The organism is Sanguibacteroides justesenii (genome assembly GCF_003204205.1).
GTDB classification, from domain to species: domain Bacteria; phylum Bacteroidota; class Bacteroidia; order Bacteroidales; family Marinifilaceae; genus Gabonibacter; species Gabonibacter massiliensis.
In genome coordinates, this window is the sequence record NZ_QJPL01000001.1 from 304,507 (window position 1) to 323,632 (window position 19,126).

Genomic DNA, 19,126 nt, shown 5'->3' on the forward strand with positions numbered 1-19,126 from the left:
AAGGAGTAATGGTTAAGATTCTGATTTTGGTGTTAGCGTGTGTAGCGGTCGTGGGGCAAGGTCATGCACAACCTTCGTCGGAAAATGTTCGTGTGGAGAATAAGATTTGGCGGGATACAATCGCGGAGAGCGGTGTGTTTCAACCGGATAGTCTGATCCGGGATACGCTTCGCTACGAATATACGAAAATAAAGAATGCGGCTTATCGTTGGAAATGGACGAAAGAGTTGTATAAAATGATTTTTGTTAATCCCAAAAAATATAATATCGATGTTGTACAATCGGAAAATAGCGAGGATCGGTATAAGAAGTACAGGGGAAAAAAAATTCGGGAGATTGATGTTAAGATTCTTCCGCCATTCGGGACGAGTGTCAGGGACACGATATATGAACGGGATAGTTTGGATTGGTTGCGTATGATGGGTAATAATGTACACCAGAAAACTTCGGAACGGATCGTGAAGAAACAGTTGACCGTAAAACCGGGCATGACGGTAGATCCTTTCGAGTTAGTAGAGAATGAAGTTTTATTAAAACGTCTTTCTAATATCGACGACGTTTTAATCGAGATAGAGGAGATACCGGGAAATACCGATGAGGTGGATTTGTTGGTTATCTGTAAAGATGAATTTTCTTGGACGGGAGAGGTTTGGAGTAATTTTTTAAATGCGGCGGATATCGGTATAGAGAGTAAAAATTTATTTAGAAGGGGACATCAGGTACATTATCGGGCCAGCTATCGGGGGCGGAAAGAACAACGTTGGGGTAACCTTATCGAGTATCAGGTTGATAATTTGTTTTCTACCCGGGTGGATTTTTATGGCAGTTATGAGAATACTTATGTCCGGGATATGTTGACCCTCTCTTTGAATAGATCTTTTCAAACCTCTCGCACAAAGTGGGCGGGAGGTGTCGGTTATAGTCGGGTATACTCTTCGTCGACTTTGGTAGACCGAGATATTACGAAGCCTGTGGAGTTGTTCAATTATCGTTTATTCGATACATGGGTGGGGAGATCTTTTTATTTGGGAGAAAAATACAGTTTTACTCGTAATCTTTATTTGACCGGTCGATATATGGGGACGCAATTTGTCAATCGACCGATTGTGACCAGCGATTCGAATTCTTACTATTATAACCGAAATACTTTTATCGGGGCAATCGCTTTTATGAAATTGAAATATTTTAAAGCTAATCTGATTTATGATTTCGGTCGGACGGAGGATATTCCTTCCGGTTTGTATGGAGCATTGCTTTACGGATACGAGAGAGGCGATTTTACAAAAAACGGTTATATAGGGACGGAGTGGTATTATTCCTGGTTTAATAAATACACGAATCGTTTTTACGCGTTTCATGCGGCTTTGGGATCTTTTATGGACGGGTACGATTTTGAAAGTGGAGTTTTTAAATTAGGAGCCAGTTATTTCAGTCGTTTATATCATTTGTCCAAACACCGTCTGCGTTTTTACAGCAGTATGGAGTATGTGAAAGGAATCAAGCGCAGCAACGATGATTACATCTATTTCGAGGATAGTAAGATTACAGGTTTTGATACCGATACGTTAAGAGGAAATCAAAGGCTTTCCGGTTCTTTGTCGGCAACGCTTTTTTTGCCTTATATCAAGCGGGGATTCCGTGCTTCGCTTACCGGTTTCGTCGATGCCGGCGCTTTGGCAGAGGGAAATAAATCCATTTTGAAAGCTCAGACTTATTGGGCAGTCGGGGTTAGTGTGAATTTGCGGAACGATAATCTGATATTTAAAAATGTGAGTATTCGTTTAACCTATTATCCTAAAGTTCCACCCGGTTTTCACTCTTTTGATGTAGATATTTCCAGTCGACGTAGAACCGGATTTTTCGATTACCGTATATCTAAACCGGAGACTATTAAGTATGAATAGCTAATGTTTAAGTTTTATCAATATTTGTTATTTATATTTTCAGGCTCTACTGTTTTTAAATTATCAGCTTACGTGGAGGATTTCATTATCTTCGCGTGGGTTAAGAGGAATTATGTAATATATTGACCGGATGAAGAAAGTTTTTTTGTTTTCTGTTTTTTTGTTGTGTGGTTTACTGCTTTCCCAGGTGTTACCTCCGACGATGGGGGCGACATATGGGATAGTATCAGGAGTTTCCAAATGGCTCATGTTTATATGCCTTGCTTTTATCATGATCAATGTTGGAAGGGAGTTCGAGTTAGATAAAACCAGATGGAAATCTTATACTGCCGATTATTTTATTGCGATGGCTACGGCTGCTGTTCCCTGGATTTTTATTGCTATCTATTATATCTTTTTTCTTGATTCCGGTTTGTCCTGGGATAAAAATTTATTGATCAGTCGATTTGCAGCTCCGACTTCTGCCGGAATTTTGTTTACTATGTTAGCGGCTGCCGGGCTAAAACAAGAATGGATTTACAAGAAGACACAGGTATTGGCTATTTTCGACGATTTGGATACCATATTGTTGATGATTCCTTTACAGATATTGATGATCGGTTTTAGATGGCAATTGTTTGTTATCATATTGGTCGTTTGTCTTCTGTTGATTTTCGGCTGGAAGAAGTTGAGTTCTTTGGATATTCCACAATCCTGGAGGGCGATCGTGATTTATTCCGTTTGTATTGTGGCCGCTTTTGAGAGTATCTATTTGCTGACGAAGTATTTGATGGGACAGGATGGAGCCATTCATATCGAGGTTCTATTACCGGCTTTTGTGTTAGGTATGGTAATGAAGGCCGTACATCACACCTCTGTTATCGAGGTGCGAGTTTCCAGTTTTATCTCTTATCTTTTTATGTTTTTGGTGGGGTTGAGTACGCCGTTGTTCATAGGATTGGATACGGGCGGAGAGGCTATGCCGGGTTGGGGAGTGCTGATTTTTCATGTAGTCGTTGTTACTTTCCTTTCCAACCTGGGAAAGATGTTTCCCTTGTTTTTCTATCGTGACCGGAATATACTGGAACGTTTGGCTCTTTCCGTGGGAATGTTTACCCGGGGAGAGGTCGGTGCCGGGATCATCGTTATTGCTATGGGCTATCAATTGGGCGGACCGGCGTTGATTATCTCTATTCTCAGTTTGGTATTGAATCTTGTATTGACGGGGTTCTTTGTCGTGGCGGTAAAATATCTATCCCAGAGAGTGTATGGGGTTAGAGAATGAATTGATTTTAAATTGTAGATTTACGATTTTAGATTTAAAGATAGCAATATCTGAATGTTAATTATAAATCATAAATTACTTTCAGATGATATAGATGGGTACAGTGTGCTATAAAAAAGAGCTTATGAGGTTAGAGAATAACAATATAGGGATTTTGTGATTTAGTGATTTACGATTTAAAGATGGCAATATTGGAGTTTTAATCATAAATCGTAAATCATAAATTAATTGCAGATTCTGTGATTCAAAATCAATCACTCAATCATCTAATCGTTTAATCTCTGAATTATTGGATTGTCAGTTTTTGATGCGGATTTTTTTATCGTTTTGGTAACGGGACATATCCGATACGATGACTCGGTCTCCGGTTGCCAGACCGTTGATGACTTCGATTTGTTCGAAACTGCCTTCTCCCAATATCACTTTCTTTTTGATTGCTTTACCCTCTGAAACAATCCATAAATCGTATTCTCCCGGACCTGTATAGTACGACCCGTTTCCGATCCGCAGAACCTCTTCTTTGAGGGCATGGGTAACATAGGTATCTACCTTTAGGCCGGAACGTAGTTTAGGATGATTGTTTTCCGCGAGTAAAACGGAGAATTTGATCATGCCGTTTTTTACGGATGGAGTAACATTGCTTACGGTACCGGAGAGTTTATCGCTTCCTATTTTTACGGTGACCCGATTTCCTGAATTGATTTTATCGGCATATCCGTCGGCTATTTCGGCTTCTATTTTGAAGCGGGTAAGATCGGAAATGACGGCTACGTCCGAACCTTGATTGACGGAAGAACCGACCTGATCATTGATCCAGGTTAAGGTGGCGGAATGCGGTGCTCGTATTTGGGCTTCGCCCAAGGTCTTAAACATCAGATCGATGTTTTTTCGGGCAATTTTATAGTCTAACTCCAAAGATTTGATCTCGGCTTCCGAAGTCCGTTGTTGATTGGCGAATTTACGTTTGAATTGTTCTAACTGCATCTGCTTGACTTTATAGTCTAATTCCGTCTGTCGGACTTTGTCGGCGGTGCTGGCCCCTATACTGTCCAAGTATTTTTCGTTGTACAACATTACCTCCGATCGTTTGAGCTGCATCTCGTCAATTGCAATCTGCATTTGCATTTCAGAGAGTTGGTTTTCAAGAGTAGCTTTCTGGAGTTCCAATTTGTTTCTTTTCATTTGAAGCTCTTCCTGTTTGGTTTCGTATTCTGTTTTTATGGTTTCCAGATCGAGTTTTAGCAAGGCTTCACCCTTTGTTACCTTTTCTCCCGCTTTTTTATATACTTCCAGAATTTTGGAAGACACGGGGGAGGTAATAACCTGTTCTTCTTGAGAGACTATTTTTCCGACGGCATAGACCGATATCTCTAAGGGGCCTTTATCGACGGCATATATCCGTATATTTTTAGCTGCAATGCCGGGTTGAAACAAATACATCAGAGAATAAAAGCCTATCCCGGTAAAAAAGGAGATTACGGCGATCTGTAGTATCAGTTTCTGTTTTCGTTGTTTTTTTATTTCGGGTGAAATCGCTCTGTCCATGATTAGAAATTTAAGGTTTTAAATTCGTCGTAGATAATGTCTTTATTTAATTCAAAATCAAAAAGGGTCAATTGCCTGAGGGTATAAAATTGAGTCCACGAAGAGGATAGTTGATGGATGTAATTGCGTTTGGCATTATCCCTTTCTACTTGTGCTGCGTTAATGTCCAATACGCTTATTTGTCCCATCACGAAGGTTTCGTATGCTGTTTTATAGCGTTGCTGGGCTATGGTATCTGCCAACTGGACAATTTCATTTAGTCGTCTTTGTTCCTGGTATTGCCTGACGATGGTAATTACGTTTTGTTCGAAATTCAGTCTTGATTGCTGTACCTCGTTTTTCGTAATCTCTTCCCGGGAGCGAGCCAATTCGATTTTGCCTTTTCGTTTTCCCCAGTTTAGAATGGGGATGCTGATCCCTAAACTGACAGCTTCCCGGTTTTGGAGATTTTGATACGTTCTTTTAAAAGTCGTATTGCTTCCAGTATATCCGATTGTCGCGTATATGTCTGCCTGAAAACCGCTTTCGGCTTTTGCTTGGGCTATTTGTTGCTTGGCCTCCAATAATCGGCAAACAATATCATAACGGAATGGATTATTTTTATTTGCTATTTCCATTACTCGTTCTATGGAAATCTCGATATCTGGACATGCGGCAGGAATTTCCGGTTTAATATCGATTTGTTCGTTATAGCCGAGGTAGTTGCGAAGAGCGAACATTTTTTGTTCATACTCCTGCTGGGTCTGTATCAATGCGGAGGAAGCATTCAGCTGATTCAGTTTTAATTGCAATAGTTCGTTATCCGAAATAAGCCCCATGTTTTTTTTACTTGAGGCAATCTTTACTAATTTAGAGGAGTGTTCCTGATTTTGTTGGGCAATATCCACGTTTATTAAGGCTAACAAAAGATTGAAATAATGATTGATTGCTTGAATCGCTACCTTTTCCATCTCTACCGCGAATTGTTGTTTGGCCTGTTTGAATCTTTCCGGTTCAATGCGTTTATCCCATTTTAACGGATGAGAAGAGATCAGGGGTTGATTTAAAGAGATGCTGATGGGAATACTCATATAAGTGGTCTTTTTTTCTCCGTCTAATTGATCTACTCTCTCTAATTCGGATTGAAGGGAGATACGCCCTCCGGTCAATGGAATATTCTGAGAAATAGACAACGAGAGCTGCTCGGACAGGGAATTGTTGGAAATAAAGGTCTGACTGCCGTCTTCTTTTAAGTAACTCGATAAAGTACGATTAAAACTCGGAAAAGTACCTTTCAGCATGATATTAGGTAATAGATCTGCTTTAAAATTCCGGTATTGCCAGTATGCAGCCTGAAAACGGTTTCTAACAATCATAGCATCAGTAGATTGGCTTTTGGCTAACTCTATGGCTTCGGATAAAGAGATTACCTTGGTTTCCTTTTGTCCCATGGAAGAGAGACAAAGAAAACCGAATAATACGGTCCATATTGTTTTCATAGTATCAGATGTTGTTATTCATAGTGTAAGGTTTCCGCGGGATTTATTTGGCTCACCGTATAGGCCGGATACCAAGCACTGAATAGGGCAAACGTTAACATGATGCATACCGTGATTCCCATGGTGAACAAATTGCCCGGGGTAAAATCCGAGATATAACAGAAGAGGATTAAACCGGGTAACATAGCCAAACAAGTGATAACCAAGCTTTCCATGATTACGAGATAGATCATTCGGAAACGAGTGGATCCTATCGCCATGCGTAGTGCGTATTCGGATTTTCGTTTTCGGGAATGGACCCAAAACAGGCCGAAAGTGCCGATAAAGGCAAAGACCAAAAGAAAAAGGGTCGGAATAGCCTGTAACGAGACCGATATGATCGTTTCTAATATTTCACCTATTTTCCATTGTTCGATCCGGTCTATTGTCGGGGTGTCAAGAGGATCTGGAAACTCTTTCCGAAACTCTTTATATAAATCCTGAACGTATGTATCGATATCGCTATCTATGATTTTAACATCGAATCCGCCAAAGCTTGCATCTTGTTTATCGTTTATCGGCAAAACGATTGTAGGGGTCGAAGGGGTAAATGGATTGTTTTTAATCCCGGAAATGACTCCTGTGACGGTATAGGTATAGTTACCGTACTGGATTTTTTTCCCGATAGGATGCTTTAAACCTGACTCTTCCAAGAATTGCCGGCTAACGATCAAAGGTAGGCTTCCGTCTTCCGGAAAATTACCGGAAAACCATTCTCCTTCTTCTATTTGAGGCTGATAGACGGCCAGGCCGTTTTTGTCGGACCTATAGATTTTGGTGAGTATTTTGCGATTGTCCACGACGACAGAGTCTCTCTTTGTGAATTGTCCTCCGTTTAAATAGGGGGTTAAATCTCCGTATGATATGATACTGGAGGGATATTTTTGTCTCATCTTCGAAACAAGACTTTGTATCTTTTCGCCCACCTCCTCGGGAGAGTGATCGTTTGTGTTGTTCAACCAAAAAATAATGGTATTTTCCGTATTTAAGTTTCCGGGAGATAAGTAGAGACGGACTTTTTCGCTAAAAGAAAGAATACAGATAGTCAGGATGATAAAAACTAAAACCTGTTCGATGAAAATTCCCGTGTAGTGCTTTCTTTGATTCCAGATTAATTTAAGGATATGTGCGATCATTTTTTACCTCCTTTCAGCGTTTCCGCTATATTACGTTGTGCAACCATATAAGCCGGCAAGCCTCCGGCAAGAAAACTAAAGACGATGGACAAGGGTAATACTTGAAATAGAACGATGCTTATGTTCAATTCAGGAAACAGAATGCTTCCTTCACAGACGAAAGCCGTCAACAAAGTGCTGTTGATAGCATTGAAAATAGGGTATACGATCAATACTCCCCATAGTGTTCCCGTTAACACGAGAAGAATATTTTCAGTCATGATTTGTAGGAAAGCAGACATTTTTCCGGCTCCCATGGCTCTTCTGATACCGATTTCTTCCGAGCGGTTTGCCGTATTGGCGATGTTAAGGGTAACGATGTTTACGGCCGGAATAACCAATAGAAGAAGAATCATGAGGTAAAGCTCATAATCCATGCCTGTTATGCCTTTACTGTTTGTTCTACCGTTTAGTACCGTGTTAAAATCTTCGGGGTAGATTTCGATTTCCCGGTTTCGTTCTTTATTATAGGCAATAAAAGCGTTGGCCACGTTTTTACGCATTTGGGATTCCGGCATCTCCCGCGGAAACATGATGTAAAGGTCATAAGATCGGGTTCTGTTAGGCCAAAAATGGTTGAATGTATAAGGAGCCCAGATCGTGGCGACCGGGTTCACGACGATGAAAGAGAAATCTTTCACAACTCCGATGACTTTGTAAGTTATCCCTTGTGCTTCCATCGTTTGATTTAGGGCAGAACCGTTTTTGAAATAGAGTTTGGCGCAACTCTCGGTAATGACTGCCACGGGAGTCTGGAGTTCTTTTTCCGTGAAAGGACGTCCTTCTATGAATTGAAATTGATAAATGTTCCAAAAATCATGATTCACATAGTTTATATAGTTTGATTTTAACTGGTCGTTGATCAGAAGATTCAACGGCTGTCCCTGAGTAAAAGAATACGTCTCGTACCCCTTCACGTGTTTCATGATATTCGGGATCTCTTCTTTCGTGAAATATCCCAGGTATCGACCTTGATGATCTTTTTTCCAGCAGGAGACCATGACGGTACGATCGACATTGACACCCGGAGGCGTGTTATTGAGAAAGGTATTTCCGAATTGCAATATGATCGTTACAAAAATAAAAGTTAGTGCCGTACCTAATATGCAAAATAAGGCATAGACCTTGTTTTGTCCTATATTATAGAGTGCCGACTTCAGGTATAGGGTTATTTTCTTTTTCATATGATTTTACCGTCGGAGAATTGAACAATGCGATTGGTTTTTTGAGCGATCTTTTCATCGTGGGTAACCATAACGATAGTCATCCCGTCCTTGTTTAATTGTGTAAGTATATCTATGATTTCAGCCCCCATTTGACTGTCGAGATTGCCCGTGGGTTCATCGGCAAGTAAAATTTCCGGTCCGCCGATCAGTGCTCTTGCGATGGCAACCCGTTGACATTGTCCTCCGGATAGTTGGGTAGGGAAATGTTTTAACCGATGGGATAACCCGACTTTTTCCAATACTTCCATGGCCTTTTTTCGTCTTTCCGAAGAGGTCGTACCGTTTCGATAAAGCAAGGGAAGTTCGACGTTATCCAACACATTCAGAGCTTGGATCAGATGGAAATTTTGAAAAACAAATCCCAACTTTCGGTTTCTGAGTTTCGCTTTCACCTTATCGGATAGCCCTGTCGTTTCCACCTTTTCAATCAGCAATTGACCGCAGGTAGGATTATCAAGTAAACCGATAATATTCAATAACGTACTCTTACCGCAACCGGAAGGTCCCATAATGGAAACGAACTCCCCTTTTTCAATGGAAAGATTCACGTTTTCGAGGGCTTGCGTTTCGACCTCTTTGGTCCTGTAAATTTTATTAATATCGACGAGAGTGATCATAACCTCATTTTTTGTGTATTTATTATTCTTTATCTTTGTCCCGGGAGAGATATTGATTATCTCCGGTACAAATGTGCGGTATTTTTTCGGATAGTCCGGTAAAACAATATAGTAAGAGTGTAGTAAATTTTTAAAAAGGGTAGGATGGTTATTAAAAAATTGTTCGGAACGATAGGTGGAATCGTACTCGTTATGTTGCTTCTGCTTATGGTAAATCAAATTATTATTTGTCACCGTTTGTATCGGGCCGAAAGACTGCATTGGGGGGGAGAAGTAACGGATATTTTGACGCAAAATATAGATTCACTCGTTTGTATTATTAATAAACAACTTTCTACTGAAGCTTGTCGTTATTCGGAGCAGACGGAGGCAACGTTTTTTTTCTCTTCTTTGGATAGTTTGGTAAGAGAAGAATTGCCGGAAAATTTGAAGGGAGTGGAATTTTATTATGTGGCTAAAAAATTAACGGGAGAGCTGACATCATTTTTTCCCGATGAGAAAAAGAATACGGCGAATAAGGTAGCTACTCCTGTTTTTTTATCAAAAAAGGGGGAGGTATTTACGATCTATTTCGATCTGCCTTTGGCTCTGTTTTGGGAGCGCTCTTGGCAACAATTGGGAAGTATTTTTATTTCGTTTTTATTATTGTTGTTTCTTTTGGCTGGAATTGTTTATCTGAATCGACGGCAAAGAAAATTGGTTTCTTTGCAGGAGGGAATGATGCAACAGATTGTTCATGACTTTAATACTCCTTTGAATAGCGTGAGTACCTTACTTGAGTTACTTCGGGAAAATACGAAAGGGATTGTTTCGGAAGGGGAACGGAAAAAATACGACCTTATGGAGTCGGAAATGAACAATATGCGACGAGCCAGTACCTCTTTATTAAGTTCTTTGAGTCAGATTTGCGATACCGATATCGAAAAGAAAATGTTCGATTTGAGGGAGGGAATCTCTTTGTTGATAGAGGAGCAACAATGGGCGAACAGGAATAAGAAGGAGGTGCGTATGGAGTTGGATTATCGTATACCCGTTCCTATGATTTACGCTTCCCCCGTTCATCTGTTTTGTGTCATTCGGAATCTTTTGGATAATGCGGTAAAATATTCGGATGGAATCGTCGATGTTACTGTACAATGTTATGTGAAAGGCAATGGAATCGTGATCGCCGTTTCGGATAAGGGAAAGGGAATACCTAAAAAATGGCAGAAAAAAGTGTTCATGAAGTATTACCGAGGGGAGGATCGCAAAAGACGGGTAAAGGGTTTTGGTTTAGGATTGGCTTATGTGAAGAAAATCGTGAAAGCACATGGGGGAAAAGTGGGGTTGGAGAGTATACCGGGAGAGGGATCCGTGTTCAGTATTTATTTGAATGAATGGTAAATAAGCAATTGTAGTAAGATTGTAGTAATTTCACTTCTTATAAAAAAGAATTTCTATTTTTGTCAGGAATATTCTGTTTAAATGGAAAATTATGGAGAAGAGATGGAGAATGTTGTACGCGGAAGATGATTTGGTAGCGGCCGTTGCTTATACCGAGGTTTTTGAAAAAGCGGGATTTGAAATACATACGGTTCGGGATGGGGATGAAGCTTGGGAGGTTTATCTGAGTGCGGGTTGGGATATTTTGGTGTTGGATATGGACTTACCCGGCAAAGACGGGTACGAGTTGATTAAATTGATTCGAGAAAGGGGTGATGTCGTACCTATTGTTATTTTGAGCTCCTTGAATCATTATAATGCGTTGTACGAAGGGGCAGATGAATATTTGGTGAAAGGAATGCGCGTGGAAGAGATCTGGGCCAGGTTGAATAAGACTATCGAACATGCCAGGCATAAAAAATCATCGAAAGAATTAAGTATATGTGCCATTTCGTCCCGGACGACCTTTGACCATATGACTCGTCTGTTGTCCATATCCGGAGAGGAGTATAAATTAAAGGCCACCGAGAGTCGGGTATTGCGTTTACTCTCTATGCGTTTGAACGAATTATGCCCTAAACAGGAGATGTGTGAGAATATTTGGGGGGTACATAACGACACCAAAGAGCGGGAGTTGGCACGCTATATTTCAACGTTAAGGAAAATTCTTTCTGTCGATTCTTTTGTTGCGATAGAGAACGATTATGCTGACGGTTACCGTTTGACAGTTAAGGAAAAACGTCATTGACGTCTTCTGAACCGACCGACTAAAGCGTAGATTCTCCACCATAGGTAAGCGATAAGGAGTACCGTGAGGGAGTAATTAACCCACGCGTTTACGCGTATATAGCGATTGAACATGTAGAATACGCCTTTTACCGTATTCCAAGGATTGATTCCGGTCCAGCTGAAACGTATGTCGGCCGGAGAGGTAATCATGGATATGATACTAAAAGCGATAATCAAAACCAGGAGAGCGATAAGAGTGGTTATTTTATTTTTGTTCTTCATGGGACGGGGGATTAATTCTTATTTTTCTTTTTAAACAAATTGCCGATGCGTCGGAAAAATCCTTTTTTCTCCTTTTGGGGCGTAACCGTATCGTTTCTTTTTATTTTTTCAATTTTTTGATTGGCAATCCTTTCCAAGATGTTCATGTGATCTTTGAATATAGGCTTTTCAAGTTCTTCTTTTTTATACAATACGGGCATGGGAAAACTCGTTTTTTCCCAATAGGCATATGTATTGCTCTTCAGACATTTTTGCATGAACAAGCCGAAAATGGGCAGAGCCATATTCGCTCCCTGGCCTAACGCGATAGAATTGAAGTGAATTTGGGCGTTGTTGGCCCCGACCCGGATACCCACGACAATCCGCGGATTGTAACCGATAAACCATCCGTCCGCTTGATTTTGAGTCGTACCTGTTTTTCCGGCGATCGCTAGGTTTAATCCGTAGTTTGTAATTAGTCTTCTTCCCGTTCCTTCCCGTATGACGTCCGAAAGCATATAGGACATCAACCGGGCTTCCTCTGCCGATATGACTTCTTCCTTTTCCGGTTCGGGGGCTTTGTAAATAAGACGTCCTTCGCGGTCTTTGATCTCTTGTAAATAATAGGGAGTGACTCGTGTCCCGTTGTTCGCGTAACATATATAAGGCAAAATCATTTCGTTAAGCGGGATATTCGCTGTTCCGAGTGCAATGGATGGGACGGCGGGAAGATCACTTGTTATACCGAGCCGGCGGGCATGCCGGATGGTATTCTCCATACCTGTTTGTAGCAGAACTTCAACGGCAATGGTATTGATGGATTGGCTCAGTGCTCCTTTTAACGTGTAGAAACCTCCGTATTCATTATTGGAGTTACGGGGTGTCCAATTGCCGTAGGCCGGGTAACTTTTTTGTTCGTTTTTATAGTAAGCGTCTATTTGTGCCCCCTGATGGACGGCTGCGCTATATACGACCGGTTTGAAAACGGAACCTACCTGCCGTGGGGCGAGTACCTGATCATACTGGAAATACTTAAAGTTCAATCCTCCTATCCATACTTTGATTTTGCCGCTTCGCGGTTCTACGGCGATGACTCCCGGATGCAGAAATTTTAAATAATGTTTTATGGAATCGATCGGCGAGATCTCCATCTTCGTTTCACCCTGGTATGTACTGTAAATAATCGTGGGTCTCTTTTTACCCATCTCTTTTAAAATCTCCTTTTCAGATAATCCCTGTTGTTGGAGGGATTGATATATTTCGCTTTGTCGGATGGCATTGTCCAGCACCGATTTATCTTTGTACCAAGGCTCTTGCTTTCCCCAATGGGTATAAAAATCATTTTGAAGGTTTTTCATATGTTGCAGAACGGCTTCTTCGGCGTAACGTTGCATCTCCGCGTCTAACGTGGTTGTGATTGTTAAACCGTCCTTGTAAAGATCGTAAGAGGTTCCGTATGTCTCGTTGTATTTTTTGATGATTTGAGCCGCATCTTGTCTGATACGCTCCCGTAAATAGGGGGCAGGTCCGGAATAATGGTTAATGGGTCTGTATTCCAGTTCCAATTTTTCTTTCTTAAGATTATTTCCTTCTTCTTCAGTAAGATAATCGTATTTAACCATCTGGTTGATCACCGTGTTGCGACGTTGTAAGGCTCTTTCGGGATGGAGACGGGGATTGTAGTAAGAGGGTCCCTTTAACATCCCGATCAATGTTGCGGCTTCCGGGAGCGTTAGATGCATTGCTGTTGTTGAAAAGTATTTTTGAGCGGCACTTTCAATACCGAAACTATCCTCTCCGAAAGAGACGGTGTTCAAATAAAGAGTCAGTATTTCGTCTTTTGAATACAATTTTTCCAGGCGATGAGCCGTAATAATCTCTTTGACTTTGATGACGGGAAGCATAAAACGGCTTTTGGAGTCTCTCGGGAATAGGTTTTTGGCTAATTGTTGACTGAGGGTGCTGCCCCCGCCCGAGCTGCGGTCTCCCAATAGCAGAGTTTTGACGACGACCCTTAACATGCTGATTTTATCAAAACCGTGATGTTCGTAAAAACGAACATCTTCCGTGGCAATCAATGCATTGATCGCGTACGGGGATATGCTGTCAAACATGACATTCGTTCGGTTTTCGATGTAGTATTTGCCTAATAACTCTCCGTCGTCGCTATATAACGACGAAGCTTCGTAATTTCGGATTGCTCGTAAGTCCCGGTAATCCGGAATTTTTCCCCACGTTCCGAAATAGACGCAACAGATAAATAAAGCTAATAACATTCCGCAAAATAGAAAGGCAAGAAAAATATTTTTGAGAAAACGAGCTGAATTGCTTTTCTTTCTTTTGGGTGGCGTTGTTTTGCGCTTTACTTTTTGGGGGCTCATATCTCTTTATTTTTGCGAACAAAATTACGAAAAAAAAGCTATCTGCAAGGTAGTTTGCAGTGGTAAATGTTTTGTTTTGTCATTACTGTTTTGTTTAGAAATTAATACTAAAATATTTCCGAAATCGTGTTCGGTAATTTAGATTAAAGTATACCTTTGTACACGGTAAATTATGTTGTAATCAATTAATATATTAATATCATGTTAAATATTGCTTTGTTTGGCCCTCCGGGTGCAGGTAAAGGAACTCAGGCAAAAAAGATGGTGGAGAAATACAATTTGGCCCATCTTTCGACGGGGGATATGATCCGTAAAGAGATCGCCGCTGGCTCGGAATTCGGTAAAATGGCTGCCGGAATTATTAATAAGGGAGAGTTGTTATCCGATGAGTTTGTGGTAGCGTTGATCGAGAATAGCATTGCTCATATTGATGGAGTGAACGGATTCTTGTTCGATGGTTTCCCTCGTACGGTAGCGCAAGCTGAGATTTTGGACGAAATGTTGGTTAAGACGGGGCACCCTTTGAATGCATTGATCAGCATAGAAGTGCCTCACGATGAGTTAATGCGTCGTATGCTGGAAAGGGCGAAGATTGAGGGACGTGCCGATGATAACGAGACGGTAATTGAAAATCGTTTCAGAGAATATCAGGCAAAGACGTTACCCGTTGCGGATCATTACAAAGCATTGAAAAAATGTTATTCCGTAGATGGTCACGGCACCGTCGAGGATGTGTTTAAATCATTGACGGAAATCATTGAAAAAATAAAATAGAGAAAAAAGATTTTCTTGTAAATCGACCGTAAATTCATTTTACGGTCGATTTTTTTTCGTTCCTATGGTAAATCAGGTCGTTGGAAATAAATAGTTATATCATTTTTTATGAAAAAATGATAATTCTTATGGTAAGAAGTACCTCTGTGAAAATAAATTTAATTACCTTTGTATTTGTATAAATTTATGCTATATAGGATATAAAAGGATTTCTTTGTGTGAAAATTTTTTTGTCAAAATCAGAATTTATTGTTTTAACGGCTAAATCTATGAAGAAGAATTTATTCTTACTATGCTTGATGATACTATCGATATCCTGTATTAAGGAAAAAAATATGGGGTCTAAAACTTCTCCCCAAGATATTGATGTCAATCATTTTATTACGAGCGAATCTTATGAGGTTCCGGTTCGAGAGGGACATGTTACTGTGGTGAAGTGTTCTGGTGTGACGATTGCGGAAGCCAATACTCCGATGACAATATGGGTTCCTAAACAGTCTCGGGCTAAAACGGGCAGTATATCCACTTCTTTTGTACCTGATAACCAATATCCTAATTTTACCGAGAATAAATCCCAAATGTTTCAAGTGATTTGTTTCGAGGATTCCAAAAATGCGGATTATGATTATAACGATCTGGTGATTCATGTCCGCTATCAAACGAAAGGTTCTATTTTTGCTTTCGGTGTGCAACCGGTAGCTCTCGGTTCTACGAAACCGATAAAGTTGGGATGTGTCGTGTATAAGGGTGAGAAGCAGGTGTTTAAAGGGTTAATTACTCCCGTGGGGGCGGATTGTCGTTCTCAGTATTTCAAATCACAAGAAGGGTTCATCAATACGGTTGGAACGACGAGCAACCAAAAAGGGGAAAAAAATGGATATCTGGGGTCGACCATACGGAACTGGGATATATCTAAAATTGAAGGCAGTGGGCTTATGCGGGTTGAGTGGTATATTGAGGTGGATGGCGGTACGGAGTTGTATGCGATTTCGACCGATTATTTGAGTCAGTCATTTGATAAAAACGGATTACCTTACGGTTTGGTAATAACAACTACCGGAAGCGAATATACGGCGGAAGAAGGATATGTATGTGGTTACGATTGGTTTAATTATCCGAAGGAAGCTAAACATATTAAGGACGTTTATCCTGAGATATGGGTGTGGTTGACGACCGATAGTGTTTATGATTTTGCCAGTATTTACGATGGTCACAATCCGCCGAGGAATGCTTTTCCCGCGAGTGATCTGGGGTTATTTGAAGCCAAAAGTTTCGATATGACAGATGAAAAGTATAGAGTAAAATAGAAAGGAAGACGATAGAGAGAATACCTCCCCTGGAAAAATAAAAATTCCGGGGGATTTTTATTTTTTATAATACCCTTCAAGGATAAGAAAGGAGAGGCCTGGGATAAAGATAATGGCAGCGGTGATTTGTAGGGCCACTGAGAGAGAGTAAGCATCGTTAAGCCATCCGACAAGTGGAGCTATGGCTGCAAATAGGAGACGAATTACAAAATTACGGATAGAGAGTACCGTTGCTCTCATTTCCGAGAAGGTGATTTGATTGATATACCCTTTCAGTATAGGGGTAGCAAATCCTCGTACGATGTAAAACGCGAAGAGAAAAACGAGGGCGGTATAATCGATACGCGATGAAACGGCTACATAGCCTCCCACGATGAAAAAGAGGATGAAAGCGTACATTTTACGTGTTCCGATACACCTATCCAGTTGATCTGAATAGAGGGCCGCTATACCTACCGTGAGATTGAGTACCGTCCAGATAATTCCGAACCAAGAAGTCGGGGTTGCGAGTTCGATCAATAGGGGTTGAACAAACCAAGCCATGGTTAAAGTTGCCGCCCCGATGATTCCGGAGAACAGGATGTTGTAACAGAGTTGTCGATTCGTGAATAGGGAGTATCGTATGATTTTTGAAATGTTGGAAAGAGAGTTCGTGATTCTGGTTTTAGCGGCGTATTCGGTAAGAGAGAATGCCGCCGGAATCCCGATAAAAGCGACAAAAGATTGAGCGTAAAAAGGAAAGCGTAGGGAGTAGGCTGCCAATAAACCGCTGAATACACCCGCGAAGGCCTCCGAAAAATTGCCGATCATAGTCACTCGTCCTTCGTATTTCAAATAGGATTCTTCTTTTCTATAATGAATCATCGTGTCGTATAGCAGGGCCGAGTCCGCTCCCGATACGAGACTTTGGCCGAACCCAAGCATGACCTCAGCCATGAAAAAAGCTGAAAACGTATCGGAAAAAGAGTAGCAACTGAATCCGCCGAATCCTAAAATGGTACCTGCGATCAAACAGTTACGTCTTCCCCAAACATCCGCAAGGTAACCTGTCGGAATTTCCAAGGAGACCATAGCGATTGAATAGATGCTTTTAAGAGTAAAAATATCCGTCATATCCAAACCGCAATCCTTGTAAAACAGCACGATGACAGGCATGACAAGGGTAAACCATTTGGAGATTTTAATGAGATAAAGAGCGATTATATTTCGTTTGAACGACACGTTACGATACACTTCTTTTATTTCATCACAAAGGTATTTTTTTATTGTGAAATTTGAATTTGGGGGACGCAGAATTTAAAAAGAAAACTCCTGATTGTCGGGAAGCATTTCCGTATTTTCAATTTCTTATTAAAATGCTTCTTTTTGTTTCTGTTTCTCGTAAAAAGAGTTACTTTTGCTTCCAAATTAGAAAAATACATTCACAGAACTAAAATTTTATAAGTTATGGCAATAACTAAGATTGATGACATTTACGAATTATTGAAGGGTAATACCCGGAAAAAACGGTTGGTTGTAGCTTTTGCTAATGATAGCCACTCTATCGAAGCCGTTCATAAGGCAGTTGAAATGGGAATTGTTGAGGCTACGTTGTGTGGTGACGAAAACGAAATTAAAAAGGTATGTACAGAGCACGGATATGATATTTCACAATTTAAAATTGTTCACGAACCGGTAGATACGAAGGCTGCAGCCTTGGCCGTAAAGATGGTGCGGGATAAGGAAGCTGATATTATCATGAAAGGGCTGGTAAGTACGGATAAGTATATGCGTGCTATCCTTAACAAAGATTGTGGATTATTACCTCCGAAGGCAACGTTGTCTCACGTGGCAGTTATGGAGTGTCCGAATTATCATAAGCTATTGATCGCAAGTGATGCCGCTATTATACCGGCTCCGGATATGAATCAAAAATTGGCTATCGTGAAATATGTAAGTCAGATTGCCAATGCGTTAGGAATAGCTCGTCCGAAAGTAGCCTTGATTTCCGCTACCGAGCAGGTTTTGCCTAAGGTGGAATCGACGATGGATGCTGCCGTGATTGCAAAGATGGGAGAGAGGGGGCAATTAGGAAATATTGATATAGACGGACCTTTGGCATTGGATGTCGCTATCGATAAAGAGGCTGCTCAAATAAAGAAGATTACTTCTCCCGTAGCCGGAGAGGCCGATTGTTTGGTTTTCCCGAACATTGAGGCTGGTAATGTGTTTTATAAAACCAACACTAAATTGGCAAATGCCCGTCAGGGAGCAATCTTGGTAGGTGCTACCGCTCCGAGCGTACTTTCATCCCGGGGAGATAGTGTGGATGCTAAATTGAATTCCATCGCTTTGGCTGCTATTTTTGCAAAATAAGTGAGGTGCTGATCGATATAAGTAAATAGCCGAAGTCTCTTACGAACTTCGGCTATTTGATTTATTTAAAAACAACTAACTATTCCTCGATGATTACGATTTTAGTGATCACGTCTCGGGGACGAATGGCATCGATCACCTCCAATCCCTCGTACACTTTCCCGAAACAGGTATGTTTTCTATCCAGGTGTGCGGTATTTTGGCGGTTGCAACAGATAAAAAATTGAGATCCGCCGGTGTCCCGTCCTGCATGGGCCATGGATAAAACTCCCCGGTCGTGGTATTGATTATCCCCATCAAGTTCACATTTAATCGTGTACCCCGGTCCTCCGGCACCCGTACCGTCTGGACACCCTCCTTGAATGACAAAATTAGGAATTACCCGATGGAATGTCAGTCCGTCGTAAAACCCGGATTTGGCCAGTTTCACAAAATTGGCAACTGTATTCGGGGCATCTTTTTCATAAAAACGAACTTTCATAACTCCTTTTTCTGTGTGTATTTCTGCTCTGTACATACGTAATTAAGTTTGATTTTTCATGACAAAAGTAGAGGAATAAAAAGAGGCTCGCAAATCTATTTCGGTATTTAACTCTTAGAATGGCATCTTATCGAATTTTCATTTTTACCGGGAAAAACGGAATAGAAA

Annotated in this window: 16 protein-coding genes; 7 read left to right on the plus strand and 9 right to left on the minus strand. The window is 40.9% G+C overall.

Annotated elements, in window-relative coordinates; translation table 11 throughout:
• The first annotated feature begins 8 nt into the window (after positions 1–8).
• Together DMB45_RS01400 and DMB45_RS01405 are read left to right on the plus strand one after the other, a co-directional pair.
• A complete protein-coding gene (locus tag DMB45_RS01400; RefSeq protein WP_041503828.1) occupies positions 9–1,904 on the plus strand; it encodes a BamA/TamA family outer membrane protein in 1,896 nt (631 codons plus the stop codon).
• Positions 1,905–2,034: 130 nt separating this feature from the next.
• Complete coding sequence (locus DMB45_RS01405; RefSeq protein ID WP_041503827.1) at positions 2,035–3,168, plus strand: cation:proton antiporter domain-containing protein; 1,134 nt, start codon at positions 2,035–2,037, stop codon at positions 3,166–3,168.
• 297 nt (positions 3,169–3,465) lie between these two features.
• On the opposite strand, the gene DMB45_RS01410 is transcribed toward DMB45_RS01405, so the two are convergent.
• From DMB45_RS01410 to DMB45_RS01430, 5 genes are read right to left on the minus strand one after another with little or no spacing between them, the layout of a single operon-like run.
• The gene (locus DMB45_RS01410) at positions 3,466–4,713 is read right to left on the minus strand and encodes an efflux RND transporter periplasmic adaptor subunit (RefSeq protein ID WP_041503826.1); all 1,248 of its coding nucleotides are present in this window, start codon (positions 4,711–4,713) and stop codon (positions 3,466–3,468) included.
• A 2-nt stretch (positions 4,714–4,715) separates the two neighbouring features.
• Positions 4,716–6,191 (minus strand): TolC family protein, encoded by a 1,476-nt coding sequence (locus DMB45_RS01415; protein ID WP_041503825.1) that lies wholly within the window; start codon positions 6,189–6,191, stop codon positions 4,716–4,718.
• A gap of 14 nt (positions 6,192–6,205) precedes the next feature.
• A complete protein-coding gene (locus DMB45_RS01420) occupies positions 6,206–7,366 on the minus strand; it encodes an ABC transporter permease (RefSeq protein ID WP_041503824.1) in 1,161 nt (386 codons plus the stop codon).
• Entirely contained in the window at positions 7,363–8,589 is a 1,227-nt protein-coding gene (locus DMB45_RS01425; RefSeq protein WP_041503823.1) for an ABC transporter permease, read from the minus strand. The genes DMB45_RS01420 and DMB45_RS01425 overlap by 4 nt, the downstream gene beginning before the upstream one ends.
• Positions 8,586–9,248, minus strand: coding sequence for an ABC transporter ATP-binding protein (locus DMB45_RS01430; protein ID WP_041504075.1), 663 nt, complete (start codon positions 9,246–9,248; stop codon positions 8,586–8,588). The genes DMB45_RS01425 and DMB45_RS01430 overlap by 4 nt, the downstream gene beginning before the upstream one ends.
• A gap of 144 nt (positions 9,249–9,392) precedes the next feature.
• Between DMB45_RS01430 and DMB45_RS01435 the strand changes: the two genes are divergently transcribed.
• Together DMB45_RS01435 and DMB45_RS01440 are read left to right on the plus strand one after the other, a co-directional pair.
• The gene (locus DMB45_RS01435; RefSeq protein WP_052649367.1) at positions 9,393–10,631 is read left to right on the plus strand and encodes a sensor histidine kinase; all 1,239 of its coding nucleotides are present in this window, start codon (positions 9,393–9,395) and stop codon (positions 10,629–10,631) included.
• 91 nt (positions 10,632–10,722) lie between these two features.
• Entirely contained in the window at positions 10,723–11,418 is a 696-nt protein-coding gene (locus DMB45_RS01440) for a response regulator transcription factor (RefSeq protein WP_041503821.1), read from the plus strand.
• On the opposite strand, the gene DMB45_RS01445 is transcribed toward DMB45_RS01440, so the two are convergent.
• Entirely contained in the window at positions 11,412–11,681 is a 270-nt protein-coding gene (locus DMB45_RS01445; RefSeq protein WP_041503820.1) for a hypothetical protein, read from the minus strand. The genes DMB45_RS01440 and DMB45_RS01445 overlap by 7 nt on opposite strands.
• 11 nt (positions 11,682–11,692) lie before the next feature.
• On the minus strand, positions 11,693–13,936 hold the full coding sequence (locus DMB45_RS01450; RefSeq protein ID WP_235375081.1) for a transglycosylase domain-containing protein: 2,244 nt from the start codon (positions 13,934–13,936) through the stop codon (positions 11,693–11,695).
• Between the two features lie 306 nt (positions 13,937–14,242).
• Here DMB45_RS01450 and DMB45_RS01455 point away from each other — a divergent pair, with 306 nt between their 5' ends.
• Together DMB45_RS01455 and DMB45_RS01460 are read left to right on the plus strand one after the other, a co-directional pair.
• Positions 14,243–14,815 carry an adenylate kinase gene (locus tag DMB45_RS01455; protein ID WP_041503818.1) on the plus strand — a complete coding sequence of 191 codons (573 nt, stop codon included), beginning with the start codon at positions 14,243–14,245 and terminating at the stop codon, positions 14,813–14,815.
• A gap of 269 nt (positions 14,816–15,084) precedes the next feature.
• Entirely contained in the window at positions 15,085–16,122 is a 1,038-nt protein-coding gene (locus DMB45_RS01460) for a hypothetical protein (RefSeq protein ID WP_052634698.1), read from the plus strand.
• 57 nt (positions 16,123–16,179) lie between these two features.
• Here the strand turns inward: DMB45_RS01460 and DMB45_RS01465 are convergent, their stop codons facing one another.
• Positions 16,180–17,277 (minus strand): MFS transporter, encoded by a 1,098-nt coding sequence (locus tag DMB45_RS01465; protein ID WP_052634696.1) that lies wholly within the window; start codon positions 17,275–17,277, stop codon positions 16,180–16,182.
• A gap of 291 nt (positions 17,278–17,568) precedes the next feature.
• Here DMB45_RS01465 and DMB45_RS01470 point away from each other — a divergent pair, with 291 nt between their 5' ends.
• A complete protein-coding gene (locus DMB45_RS01470; protein WP_041503815.1) occupies positions 17,569–18,477 on the plus strand; it encodes a phosphate acyltransferase in 909 nt (302 codons plus the stop codon).
• Between the two features lie 79 nt (positions 18,478–18,556).
• Here DMB45_RS01470 and DMB45_RS01475 read toward each other — a convergent pair whose 3' ends face one another.
• Positions 18,557–18,994 carry a peptidylprolyl isomerase gene (locus DMB45_RS01475; RefSeq protein ID WP_041503814.1) on the minus strand — a complete coding sequence of 146 codons (438 nt, stop codon included), beginning with the start codon at positions 18,992–18,994 and terminating at the stop codon, positions 18,557–18,559.
• Positions 18,995–19,126 lie beyond the last annotated feature (132 nt).

Bases quoted from the DNA above. Each gene is read 5' to 3' on its own strand.
- DMB45_RS01400 (WP_041503828.1), top strand. From the start codon at position 9: ATGGTTAAGATTCTGATTTTGGTGTTAGCGTGTGTAGCGGTCGTGGGG.
- DMB45_RS01415 (WP_041503825.1), bottom strand. From the start codon at position 6,191: ATGAAAACAATATGGACCGTATTATTCGGTTTTCTTTGTCTCTCTTCC.
- DMB45_RS01425 (WP_041503823.1), bottom strand. From the start codon at position 8,589: ATGAAAAAGAAAATAACCCTATACCTGAAGTCGGCACTCTATAATATA.
- DMB45_RS01460 (WP_052634698.1), top strand. From the start codon at position 15,085: ATGAAGAAGAATTTATTCTTACTATGCTTGATGATACTATCGATATCC.
- DMB45_RS01435 (WP_052649367.1), top strand. From the start codon at position 9,393: ATGGTTATTAAAAAATTGTTCGGAACGATAGGTGGAATCGTACTCGTT.
- DMB45_RS01450 (WP_235375081.1), bottom strand. From the start codon at position 13,936: ATGTTATTAGCTTTATTTATCTGTTGCGTCTATTTCGGAACGTGGGGA.
- DMB45_RS01420 (WP_041503824.1), bottom strand. From the start codon at position 7,366: ATGATCGCACATATCCTTAAATTAATCTGGAATCAAAGAAAGCACTAC.
- DMB45_RS01440 (WP_041503821.1), top strand. From the start codon at position 10,723: ATGGAGAAGAGATGGAGAATGTTGTACGCGGAAGATGATTTGGTAGCG.
- DMB45_RS01455 (WP_041503818.1), top strand. From the start codon at position 14,243: ATGTTAAATATTGCTTTGTTTGGCCCTCCGGGTGCAGGTAAAGGAACT.
- DMB45_RS01465 (WP_052634696.1), bottom strand. From the start codon at position 17,277: ATGCCTGTCATCGTGCTGTTTTACAAGGATTGCGGTTTGGATATGACG.
- DMB45_RS01445 (WP_041503820.1), bottom strand. From the start codon at position 11,681: ATGAAGAACAAAAATAAAATAACCACTCTTATCGCTCTCCTGGTTTTG.
- DMB45_RS01410 (WP_041503826.1), bottom strand. From the start codon at position 4,713: ATGGACAGAGCGATTTCACCCGAAATAAAAAAACAACGAAAACAGAAA.
- DMB45_RS01470 (WP_041503815.1), top strand. From the start codon at position 17,569: ATGGCAATAACTAAGATTGATGACATTTACGAATTATTGAAGGGTAAT.
- DMB45_RS01475 (WP_041503814.1), bottom strand. From the start codon at position 18,994: ATGTACAGAGCAGAAATACACACAGAAAAAGGAGTTATGAAAGTTCGT.
- DMB45_RS01405 (WP_041503827.1), top strand. From the start codon at position 2,035: ATGAAGAAAGTTTTTTTGTTTTCTGTTTTTTTGTTGTGTGGTTTACTG.
- DMB45_RS01430 (WP_041504075.1), bottom strand. From the start codon at position 9,248: ATGATCACTCTCGTCGATATTAATAAAATTTACAGGACCAAAGAGGTC.